Source organism: Bacillus sp. FSL M8-0166 (genome assembly GCF_038008825.1).
GTDB lineage: Bacteria > Bacillota > Bacilli > Bacillales > Bacillaceae > Bacillus > Bacillus safensis.
This window is the reverse complement of the sequence record NZ_JBBOZZ010000002.1, coordinates 75,003-85,041: the sequence shown is the minus strand read 5'-3', so window position 1 is coordinate 85,041 and position 10,039 is coordinate 75,003. Positions and strand designations below refer to the sequence as shown.

Sequence of the window (10,039 nt, the reverse complement as noted above, 5' to 3'; positions counted from 1 at the left end):
GGGGCATTAGCTCAGCTGGGAGAGCGCTACGCTGGCAGCGTAGAGGTCAGCGGTTCGATCCCGCTATGCTCCATACGAAAAACCATTCTTGTAAAATCAAGGATGGTTTTTTTATGTACATATCTCTTACAGTTCTGTTTGTTCTTTGTTTTTTCTTAATCTTAATAACTTTAAGATGCGGTATGTGATCACAGAAAAATAAGTTAGGATGAGAATGATTGTGTAGGACACAGGGAAATCGCTCGTCATTCCGTGATAAATGAAATAGATGAGCAGCACTGACAGCATGATGATCTGGAACAGTTCTTTTTTCATTTTTCTCTCCTCTCACGATAGTGATTTGGCCAGTTATATCACAAAAGATGTTATTTTTTGTTAACTATCAGCAAGGAGGCATTTCCTCACTTGCTGATAGCTTTTTTTATAGATCATCATTTCTTCTGTAACTGTTCGATTTTGTTCTTTGTCTTCGGTCCGTAAATTCCGTCTGCAGTTAAGCCATTCATGAGCTGGAACCGCTTGACCGCGTTCGCCGTTTTCGGTCCATAATAGCCGTCAATCCCGTTGTTTTTTGCCCCTTTGTCTGGGTAAAAATAGAGGGAAGATAAGGCTTTTTGCAATGCTGTGACTTGAAGGCCTTTTGTTAAGGGCTTGGTGACTTTTAAAATGCCTGATGGCAGATTTGACGATTTCTGTTTGGAAACGGGTGCTTTGTGGCTCAAGCTTTCTGCCTGAACTGGTTTTCTTGTGCTTTTGCTGCCGGTATGCGCTGTGGCTATGCCAGCTTTAAACTGATCCCATCGTCCGAGAAGTTTCCTTGGACACTCTTTCCCGCTCCAATGTTTATGAGGCACTACATTTGATAAAGGAATCCCCAAATCTCCTATCAGCTTGCGAATGAGCCATTGGGCATTTTCGACTGCTTGTTCAAAGTTGCCGTCTGCATTTTCACAAATTTCAATTCCAATTGATTTCATATTGCCGGTGCCTCTGCCATCCCCTGCGTGCCAGCCGTTTTCATTTAACGGTAAATGCTGATAAATCACCTGATCATCAACGGTGTAATGCCAGCTGACCCCGGTACTCGAACGTGCAACAAACGCTGCATGACTGGCCGCATTAGCACCTTTTGCACTGTTTGACGTATTATGCACCGTAATATAGAGCGGCTTCATCGTGTTTCCTGGTCTGTTGCGATGTTGTTTTGGAATCAATGCTTGAATGATTTTTACCATGTCGATTCTCCTTCAAGTATTATTTTGTTAGCCCTCTTTGTTTCAGAGCATCTTTTTGTAATTTGCCTTTGTAGGTCACATAATTGTTTTTAAACCAAGCTATTACCGCTGTGACCATAGTGAAAATTGTAGAACCTGCCACATATAGTGCCTCACCTGCGGTTTGTACTTGCTCCTCACTAATCGGCAGCACCGTCTGTCCAAACATGACAAGCGTTTGATTGATCAGAGCAATAAAAAGAAGCACTGTGCGAATCACAGTGCCTTTGTCGAATGTTTTCATGATATTTACCTCCTATTTTAAATTCCGTTCAATTTTGTCAAGCTTGTCGATCACGACATCATACTTCTCACTAAACTTTGCTAACACATCATTTTGCGCCTCGATTTGCTCATTGAGCTTGTTTTCTCTTTCCTTTGTTGTGTTTAATACGTAAAACAGCACCCAACAAAACAACACCGCAAACGGTCCTTGTGTCATTAAATATTGAGTCAAATCCATTTCCACTGCACTCACCTACTCCCTCACTTTGCGCATCCTTAAAGAAGGCAAAATAAAAACGCCTATTCAGCGTTTGTTGGATATTCTTCTCTTGTTATTTCTTTGTATTGTTCCGGCGTAATCTTCTCGAAACGAACAAATTTTGCTACATCTTCATTTTCATAACACTTCCATTGATAGAACAATGAAATACTACGGAACCAATCCAATTAAATGACCTCCTTTTCATTCAGCAACATGATAAGTTCTGATATTGTTTTTGATTGTTCTTCTACTCTCTTTTCTGACTCTGCCAGCTGCTGAAGCAGATCAGCATTTTGCTGTTTTAATAGCTCAATCTCTGATGGTGGCAGCGGTTTTGGCTGTAAACTATCAATGTATTCTTGTGTTGCCGACTCATACCATGCCCTTTTCTCTTCATTGTATTTACCGTTGTACAAACCATCTTGAGGTCTTACATCTGTATATCCTTTTGGGATGTCTGCTTCCTCTTCAATTTCTATTTCTTCCCCTGGAAGGTAATTGAATTTTCCGTCGTATTTATATATCCATTTCACTTTCATCCCTCCTGTGCAGCCATGAATTTAAAGCCGAAAGTGATAAATTCATTTGGGTTTGTTGAATTGGAGACACTTTGTATATACACATTACCATCAGTATCAATATGTGTTCTGTGTGTTTGTGGTGTTGAACTAGCGCCGATACTAGATGCTACCCCTATGAAATGCATGCCCTGTATAGGACGATAACCACTTGGCAATGTAAAAACAGGTACCTCAAAACCGATAGTACCCCCTGTAATTGAACCAATTAACTCTACCTCTCCAAATGCATTCTTATAAAATTGCACTTTTTGAGTCCCGTATTGTTTCCATCCGTTTATTATTGTTGTCGGGGACTTCCATTCTATTTGCTCTGCACTGGTTAACAAACGTTCCCATTTTGACCATACGCTATTTACAACTGTTTTTCGCCATGTCCGGCCGAGATTATCAAAACCAATAATAGAACCGTAGTTTCCTGTGCTATTACATACCCAAACCCCCCGTAAAGCAACACCTGGTCCGTTAATAGCTGATGTGTCTGAGGTAAAATGAACAAAACCTTTATAACGAGGTAGTATGTCATGAAAATCAACAGAATTGATTATGTGAAATTTTCCAAATCCATCTGGATTGGTAATAGGAAATGCTTGAATAGCATTTAAATCTTTAGATGTGAGCTGACTTTCCCATTCAGTCCATGTAAAGTCAGTCTTCCTAATTCTATAAAAAGAGTTCAGACCATTGATTGCATCATATACAGCTTGCAGCAGGGTATTGCCATAACTTATCACTATCATAAATGCCCTTTTGATCTCTTTTGGACCATTAAGACCAGCATTATAAATGAGATACATTCCTGTTTCTGTCATCTCGTTATAGTCGGTGGTTTCACTTATGCTTTTATAAAAGGGTTGACCGTTATCCCTTGTTATTTTATGAAGCTGACTGTTGTTCCATTTATCTTTTTCAACTGCTGTCGGAATCTGAGTCCAAGTGATTGATAAATGGCTAGAATTATAGTAGAAGTAATATGCATTACCTGATGTATCTATCGCAAAACCTGTTCCAATATTGTTTTGTCCAACTGTCTGTATCCCTCTAATGGCAAATTGTGAAGGGCTATCCTCTATTCCACTGGGCGCATAAAATGTACATGTCCCTTTGTCTTTAATGGAGTCAAAGATTTTTGAGCCGACAGGAATATTTATAAGTTGTACTCCGTCATCACCTGTAATTTTATACAGCTGCGACTCATTCAATTTCTTTTTTTCTACTTCTGAAGAGTGCTGTCTCGAATCATCGATATGATTAGTTAATTGTTCTGATATACCAGTGTCGTTATGAATCAGTATTTTCAACATATCGTTGAATAGATCAGCATGAGCTTTATCACTCGTTTCAAAAGAACGAGGAGTTTTTATATCCAATGTGTTCTCTCCTTTCTACAACTTCATAATTTGTTTCAATGAGATTGAGGATTTATTAACATTTAAAAATACTTTGTTATTTTTTTCTAAATCGAAACCCAAGCCACCGGAATCACCTTTTTACGGTAAAAAAATAAAGCCATTAGGCTTCGTATTTGTCTCCTGTTATGTCTTGATAGTCATCTGCCGAGATCCAGCCGATGCTTACATAAAATGCAATGTCCTCTGGGCCGTAACATTGCCAGTCCCAAAATTGTTTGATATCTGCTACAGTTGGAAACATCATTATTATTCAGCTCCTTTAAAGATAGCAAATAGCTGCGTTAATTGTTTTGATAATAAAGCATTTTGTTTCTTTAAAAGTTCTATATCATTTGGCGGACGAGGGGCTGGTTTTAGGCTATCTATATACTCCTGTGTCGCTGATTCATACCATTGTTGTTTTTCCACATCAAAAGCTGCTTTATAAAAAGAAGGATTATTGGGTGGAGCAATTGTTGTGCATTGATCTGGAATGACATAATTACCTTCATCATCCCTTTCGAACACTTCGATAGGTCTGACCAATTCATTTTGATGATTGTATTCATAGGCTTGTATCATCTTTATCACTTCCTTAATTTAATGGGACGACCGTGTCTAAATAGTAACCAGTTACTGCACTTTCATTCGCTGCCAGTAAACCAGTTAGCTTTAGCTCTCCTGTCTTATATATAAGTAATTTACTATGACCCGTTGTACCTGATACTGGTACTGATACTACTAGGCCTTTATCTGGTAAGCCCGTACTTGGAATACTTCCACATATAACTTCTCGATTTGCTTTTAGGTGACCTCTCAATAATAATAAATTTCCCCATCTAGTATATTCAACTGGTCTATCTCCAATAGAAGAACCGCTGCCTAAGGTAACATTTAGCCACTGAACATTTTCAAAATCAGCATCAGTGACTAATTTTTTCCACCCTTTGAAAACACCGTCAGTATGAACCGTACCAAACCAATGAGTGTTGTCATAACTTCTAATGATATGAATGGTCTTTCTACCATTTACAGTTTCTAAGATATCGATATTAAACCAAGAAGAATCATTATCGACAGGCATATTTAAAACATTAGATCCAACAGCAAAGTAAAATCCGGATGGCAGCGTTAAAATATCAGTACCTATTGGCATTGAAAGTCTTAGTCCCTTTGAGTTTAATAGGTTATGGTCATTGAGACGTTTCCAACCGCTCCACTCTTGTTGGGTACCTGTTACATCAGTTGTTGAACGGTTAATATAGACATCTCCTGTATTGTTTGCACCGATGACCCAGCCGTAGGTATTCTCACTAAAAACAGACAAAGCCCTCATGGAACTTCTTGTCGGAAGATCTGGGTGTGCTTCATGGATGTACCATGAGTGAACTCCCGGCAATTTTATCAGCTTATCTAAAATGCTAGGATCATCTGCATTAATTCTTTCAAAAGCTTTTCCATCGTCAGCAGTGATTTTAGACAATTGTCCTGCATCCCATTTGTTTTTTTCATTTTGAGTCGGCATTTGCAGCCAATTGATCGCAATGTCATTCACATGATAGGAAAAACAAAATGCGTTGCCCGACGTGTCAATTGCGATTCCTACGCCAATATTATTTTGACCTACAAGCTGAAAGCCTCTTAATGCAGCATTTCCAACAGCAGGAGAATCAACTACTCCAGAACCACCTGGCGCATAAAATGAGCAGGCACCTAGTGCTTTAATTCCTTCATAAATACTGCCGCCAGAAGGAATATTGACCAATTGGGATCCGTTATCATTTGTCAGTTTATATAGCTGAGATTCATTCCATTTCTTCTTTTCTGACCCTGAGACGTGAGGATTTGTATCTCCCGTATGAAGGTTGAATTGTTCTAATAGTTCCTGGTCATTTTCAATCAAAATCTTCACTAGATTGTTAAAGAGATCTGCATGAGCCTTATCGCTCGTCCTAAAAGGTTGAGGTGTTTTTATGATCTTTTTCTCCTTTCAAAAAACCATTATTATTTAGGCGATGTTATGCATTGAACTTATGTTCTCGTTCATTTGTTGTATTAAGCACATAAAACAGAATCCAGTAAGAGTGATCGGTAAATGAGCCTTGTGTCATTAAGTTTTGAACGACAGCTACCTCCGATTTGCTCTCACACTTTCTTTTTCAAATAATCCTATCTTAGCTGTGACAAGGTAATATAAGCTCTATTTACCGTAATGGTTCTCCCAGTGTTTTTGGGTGTAATATAAAATGTTAACTTATCTCCCGCTTTAAATTTTTGTTGAAGGTATAATACACATATACTTGATGAGACGACAGGATTCCAATTACCTAATCGTTGAAATTCTGTCCCATTCACATAGCACGACAAGATGCTATCTGATCCAACAGTGATGTTATTGCTATTAAGATAAAGCCTAATTAAATACAGACCATTATTTTTCAGTGTAATTTCAGCACGCGAACGATTATACTCTCCTAAATCGTCTGATCTTGTATCACCAAAATTCAGTTTTGTTGGAACGTTTTCAACGGCTGATACAGAAGAATTATCGAGATCATACGTATCAACAAAAGAAGTATTATCCATATCCTCCTTTGTTAAAACACGTTTCCAGCCTTGCCACCCCAAATTTAAATCAAGATAGTTTGTATACATGTAATTGTTATAATCTATTGCTATGACCCATCCAAATGTCCCTTTTCCATTACTATCTTGAGAAGTAAAATGATACATACCACGACACGATCTTGTTGTTGGGCTGTTTAATACTTTACCTGTGGCATAAAATGTACCATGCTTCGGACCTAAAGAAACAACCTTTTCAAGTAAATCTTCACCATCAGAAACAGATAGAATCACCCCTCCATTATCTGAGGTAATCTTAGATAATTGTCCATCATTCCATTTGTTTCTTTCAGCATTTGACGGGAGCTTTGTCCAGTTAATAGCAGTATGTGCAGCATTATAGTAAAAACTATAAGCATTACCAGCAATATCTACAGCAAAGCCAGTACCAATGTTATCTTCACCTACTGTCTGTAACCCTCTCAATGAAATATTTACTGGGGAATCTTCGACTCCAGAAGCTGCATAAAAAGTACACGTTCCTTTCCCTTTTATCGCATCAAATATGCTTCCACCAGCTGACACATTGATAAGCTGTCTTCCACTATCAGCCGTGATCTTATAGCTCTGGGAATCATTCCATTTTTTCTTTTCTGTTTCAGATGCGTGTACTCCCCCATCATTTGTATGTTTTAAGAGATGCTCTAATAGTCCAGTATCATTTTCAAGTAGTACTTTGACCATGTCATTAAACAGATCTGCATGCGCTTTATCATTCACTTCAAAAGCTTTTGGTTCTTTTATTTCCATTCGGCTTTCACTCCCTTGCCTTAAATTTGATTCAATCTCTTGCAACTACTCTAAAGTGAGCATCCTTTGCTCGGACCCTAAACTTAGATCTTCCATTGAACAATCACCTAGTTCAATTGCTTGTTTGATGGATCAAAGTACTATGTCCACTTCTTCCCCCTCCATTAATAAATATCATCAATCTCAAAAACAAATTCGATGTCGCCGTCTTTTTGTTTGTCTGTCATGGTGCGGATTGCGGTGAATTTGCCGTCTTCGTCGACAAGTGCTAGTTCGTTGATCACTTCTCCTGCCAGTTCTCCTTCGGCGATCGTGCAGGTGTAGCGGATTTTTGCTGGTTCCATGAAGGTAAACGAATCAATATTTTTTTGGACTAGTTCTTTTTTGAGTTTTTGTTCCGTGCCGTCTAGTGAGATCGGCTTTCCATCCTTCGTTCCCCCATTTCCAAATGCCATTTTGACGACTTTTGTGAGTTTTGTTCCTTCGGCTCTTGCCTTTGCCATTTGTTGACGTGCATACAGTGTTGTTACGGTTAATTGATCAGCCATTGTGATCCTCCTTATAACTCTATTTTTTTAGAAGTTGCTGCTAGCATTTTTGATCCGTCCAGCGGAACAGATCCATCGAGAATCCAGTAATGATCCTTGATCAGTAAGCTGCCGCCCTGCTCAGTTTGGACATGTACTGGCAGACGGAACGTCATCTTCTTCTTGGTTTGATGCTGGAGCTGATTTTTTGTGCGTAAAGTCAATGCCGCTCCTTGCTTCGTTTCATGTACCGCTCCAGTCATGACATAGTTCATGCGATATGCTGTTTCTGACTGATGTTGAAGCCCCATTCTCATGTTTAATGAATGCCGAAAACGAACAGGCACATCCGTTGTACCTCTTGTTCCGCTGAGATAAAACGTACCATTTAAGACAAATTCACCATTGAGTAAAATCGGAATATGATCGAAAAAACCCACTCTGCTTCGCAGTGTGAGCCTCCCGTGATGATCATTTTTTTCATATACGTCGGTATGATGAAAAGCCGTGAACGTATAAGCCAAGTGTGCGGGCTTTAATGTTTCAAGTATTTCTACAATATATCTCGTGTTTTGCAGATCATCTAAGTTCACACGTAAGGCGAAATGATAGCGATTGGTTGTGAGACGGATGACAGCACTTGGATTCTTGAGAAAGCGATTGACTGATTTCTCTAATGAAAGATACGTGATTGGCGGAATATTTGACATCATATTGAGTAAACGTGCCCTGCGCAGTTCAATTGAATCATCTGATTCCCGCTGCACCTTCAGCATTCTTTCCCATCTGTTTAATCCCCATGTCGCTGTTAAAGGAAAGAACTGATCCGTTAAGTCGAAAATAGATTCGTCCAATCCCTCAAATTCCGGTGCCTCTGTCTTGAGCAGGTGATCAACTTCATAAATCTCTGTAAAATATGGCGGCAAGTAGTTTTTCATTTCATCCTGTTTGCTCAATAACCTTCACCTGCCTAAGACGCGGAATCTCAATGTCCTGTAATACTAAGTTTTTCGACTCTCCATTCAATAACACATCTGCATAATCTGACACACTTTCTGAATGGTACAGAATATCATTTAAGGCGGACATTCGAATGGTACTCTTTTCAAATGCGATTGATTTCAACAGCGTCTTGACCTTTTCTTCTATTTCTTTCTGAGCTCCTTCAAGGGTCCAGTCCATTTGAAGTTCGACAGCCACTTCTATGTCAATATCCAGCCATTTGGCGCTTTCAACGGTTGCTTTTGAGCCTATAGGCGCTTGTCCTTCTCCTTCACCTGGCACTGGGTCGATATATTCCTGTACTCTTTTGACAAGAAGGTCTGATGCAACATCTAGATTGCCATCTGTGATGACAATTTTGACCGTCCCTTCTCCGTTCCAAAGCGGAAACACTTTCGCTCTGCCAACACCGGTCACTTCCTCAGCCCATTTTTTATAATGCGCCCTGTTGGCACTGACAGCCTCTCGCCTCGCACGTATTAAATATCGATCATATAAAGAAGCGTCATCTTCCTCCTCTTGACCTGGTATCACCAGTTCTTTCATCGTAATCGATTCAAGTCCTGGAATTGTATCAAGTGACAGCAGCGGCTGATCTGTTATTTGAACATTGCCGGCTTTACCAGGTGTCTCGCATTCTAGCGTGTCATCCTTCGAATACTGGAAATAAACGTCTTCAATAAAAAAACGTGAACTAGCTGGAATGTTGATATTTTCTGGCTGAATGGCCGCTGACCAAACCGCTTTAGTAGCTGGTTTTCTTTCAATTCCTACTTCAGCAGCCCGACGATCTAGAAACTCTCCTTGTGCTGTATCTGCAAAGACCAGCTCAAACACTTGATCAAGCCAAATATAGGACTGGGCCAATTCAGCGGCAGCAGGTGCCAAGGCATTCCAAATCACGCTGTTTTCTCTTTTATCTATATCATCTGGCAGTCTATCCAGCATTCTTTCCATTAATGCTTCGTACGTTTGTTCTTCAAACATCGCCCTCCATCACCTCCTCTATTTCTAATGTGCCCTCATCTGTGACAATCGCTAGTTTGACATGAAATGAGTCATTTTGCTTTGTGACCTCTAACTCTTCAATATGATCAATCCGCTCGTCAACGATCAGTGCTTCCTCTAGCAGCCTTGGAATCTCCATTTCTTTGTATTCATCCGTAGCTTCTGTATCCGTCAATAGCTCCTGAATTTCAGTACCAATGTCGTGGCTGTAGATAGGATGTGCATACCGCTCTGTCATAAGTGTCATATAAATGAATTGCCGGATTGCCTCAATACCTGAAATGGTTTCGCCTGTCAGTCTGCCAGTTTCAAAATCTATTCGATACGTCGTCGAGGTTTCGACCTCTTCATCTTCTTCTGTTTCCTCGATTTCTTCCTCTGGTGAAAGTGCCACGTT

General features: G+C 39.7%; 15 protein-coding genes, 1 tRNA gene and 1 pseudogene. 1 reads left to right on the top strand and 16 read right to left on the bottom strand.

All coding sequences use genetic code 11. From position 1 onward, the window contains the following. Positions 1–73, top strand: a tRNA-Ala gene (locus NSS92_RS19025). 53 nt (positions 74–126) lie between these two features. On the opposite strand, the gene NSS92_RS19020 is transcribed toward NSS92_RS19025, so the two are convergent. From NSS92_RS19020 to NSS92_RS18945, 16 genes and pseudogenes are all read right to left on the bottom strand, one after another. After that, the gene (locus NSS92_RS19020) at positions 127–315 is read right to left on the bottom strand and encodes a hypothetical protein (RefSeq protein WP_267586491.1); all 189 of its coding nucleotides are present in this window, start codon (positions 313–315) and stop codon (positions 127–129) included. 116 nt (positions 316–431) lie between these two features. Further along, a complete protein-coding gene (locus NSS92_RS19015) occupies positions 432–1,235 on the bottom strand; it encodes a peptidoglycan recognition protein family protein (protein WP_340870257.1) in 804 nt (267 codons plus the stop codon). A 19-nt stretch (positions 1,236–1,254) separates the two neighbouring features. Beyond that, positions 1,255–1,518 carry a phage holin gene (locus tag NSS92_RS19010; protein ID WP_024423242.1) on the bottom strand — a complete coding sequence of 88 codons (264 nt, stop codon included), beginning with the start codon at positions 1,516–1,518 and terminating at the stop codon, positions 1,255–1,257. Positions 1,519–1,530: 12 nt separating this feature from the next. Then, a complete protein-coding gene (locus NSS92_RS19005; protein ID WP_008344062.1) occupies positions 1,531–1,743 on the bottom strand; it encodes a BhlA/UviB family holin-like peptide in 213 nt (70 codons plus the stop codon). Between the two features lie 56 nt (positions 1,744–1,799). Then, the gene (locus tag NSS92_RS19000) at positions 1,800–1,946 is read right to left on the bottom strand and encodes an XkdX family protein (protein ID WP_126682234.1); all 147 of its coding nucleotides are present in this window, start codon (positions 1,944–1,946) and stop codon (positions 1,800–1,802) included. After that, on the bottom strand, positions 1,947–2,300 hold the full coding sequence (locus NSS92_RS18995) for a hypothetical protein (protein WP_340870252.1): 354 nt from the start codon (positions 2,298–2,300) through the stop codon (positions 1,947–1,949). Next, on the bottom strand, positions 2,297–3,709 hold the full coding sequence (locus NSS92_RS18990; protein ID WP_340870250.1) for a pyocin knob domain-containing protein: 1,413 nt from the start codon (positions 3,707–3,709) through the stop codon (positions 2,297–2,299). The genes NSS92_RS18995 and NSS92_RS18990 overlap by 4 nt, the downstream gene beginning before the upstream one ends. 142 nt (positions 3,710–3,851) lie before the next feature. Then, entirely contained in the window at positions 3,852–3,995 is a 144-nt protein-coding gene (locus tag NSS92_RS18985; RefSeq protein ID WP_034624530.1) for an XkdX family protein, read from the bottom strand. 2 nt (positions 3,996–3,997) lie between these two features. Continuing rightward, positions 3,998–4,312, bottom strand: coding sequence for a hypothetical protein (locus NSS92_RS18980; protein ID WP_340870247.1), 315 nt, complete (start codon positions 4,310–4,312; stop codon positions 3,998–4,000). A 13-nt stretch (positions 4,313–4,325) separates the two neighbouring features. Beyond that, complete coding sequence (locus tag NSS92_RS18975; protein ID WP_340870244.1) at positions 4,326–5,642, bottom strand: hypothetical protein; 1,317 nt, start codon at positions 5,640–5,642, stop codon at positions 4,326–4,328. A 106-nt stretch (positions 5,643–5,748) separates the two neighbouring features. Beyond that, positions 5,749–5,853: pseudogene (locus NSS92_RS18970) on the bottom strand (BhlA/UviB family holin-like peptide); the annotation flags it as partial. A gap of 46 nt (positions 5,854–5,899) precedes the next feature. After that, positions 5,900–7,105 carry a hypothetical protein gene (locus NSS92_RS18965; protein WP_340870242.1) on the bottom strand — a complete coding sequence of 402 codons (1,206 nt, stop codon included), beginning with the start codon at positions 7,103–7,105 and terminating at the stop codon, positions 5,900–5,902. A 164-nt stretch (positions 7,106–7,269) separates the two neighbouring features. Further along, complete coding sequence (locus NSS92_RS18960) at positions 7,270–7,653, bottom strand: phage tail-collar fiber domain-containing protein (RefSeq protein ID WP_024423249.1); 384 nt, start codon at positions 7,651–7,653, stop codon at positions 7,270–7,272. Positions 7,654–7,664: 11 nt separating this feature from the next. Beyond that, positions 7,665–8,588, bottom strand: a complete 924-nt coding sequence (locus tag NSS92_RS18955; protein ID WP_267586499.1) for a YmfQ family protein — start codon at positions 8,586–8,588, stop codon at positions 7,665–7,667. Continuing rightward, entirely contained in the window at positions 8,572–9,621 is a 1,050-nt protein-coding gene (locus tag NSS92_RS18950) for a baseplate J/gp47 family protein (RefSeq protein ID WP_340870239.1), read from the bottom strand. Before NSS92_RS18950 ends, NSS92_RS18955 begins: the two co-directional genes overlap by 17 nt. Continuing rightward, entirely contained in the window at positions 9,614–10,036 is a 423-nt protein-coding gene (locus NSS92_RS18945; RefSeq protein ID WP_340870236.1) for a DUF2634 domain-containing protein, read from the bottom strand. The genes NSS92_RS18950 and NSS92_RS18945 overlap by 8 nt, the downstream gene beginning before the upstream one ends. Positions 10,037–10,039: the final 3 nt, after the last annotated feature.

Excerpts from the sequence above, each read along its gene's own strand:
- NSS92_RS19020 (WP_267586491.1), bottom strand. The coding sequence starts at position 315 with ATGAAAAAAGAACTGTTCCAGATCATCATGCTGTCAGTGCTGCTCATC.
- NSS92_RS19015 (WP_340870257.1), bottom strand. The coding sequence starts at position 1,235 with ATGGTAAAAATCATTCAAGCATTGATTCCAAAACAACATCGCAACAGA.
- NSS92_RS19010 (WP_024423242.1), bottom strand. The coding sequence starts at position 1,518 with ATGAAAACATTCGACAAAGGCACTGTGATTCGCACAGTGCTTCTTTTT.
- NSS92_RS18995 (WP_340870252.1), bottom strand. The coding sequence starts at position 2,300 with ATGAAAGTGAAATGGATATATAAATACGACGGAAAATTCAATTACCTT.
- NSS92_RS18985 (WP_034624530.1), bottom strand. The coding sequence starts at position 3,995 with ATGATGTTTCCAACTGTAGCAGATATCAAACAATTTTGGGACTGGCAA.
- NSS92_RS18980 (WP_340870247.1), bottom strand. The coding sequence starts at position 4,312 with ATGATACAAGCCTATGAATACAATCATCAAAATGAATTGGTCAGACCT.
- NSS92_RS18965 (WP_340870242.1), bottom strand. The coding sequence starts at position 7,105 with ATGGAAATAAAAGAACCAAAAGCTTTTGAAGTGAATGATAAAGCGCAT.
- NSS92_RS18960 (WP_024423249.1), bottom strand. The coding sequence starts at position 7,653 with ATGGCTGATCAATTAACCGTAACAACACTGTATGCACGTCAACAAATG.
- NSS92_RS18950 (WP_340870239.1), bottom strand. The coding sequence starts at position 9,621 with ATGTTTGAAGAACAAACGTACGAAGCATTAATGGAAAGAATGCTGGAT.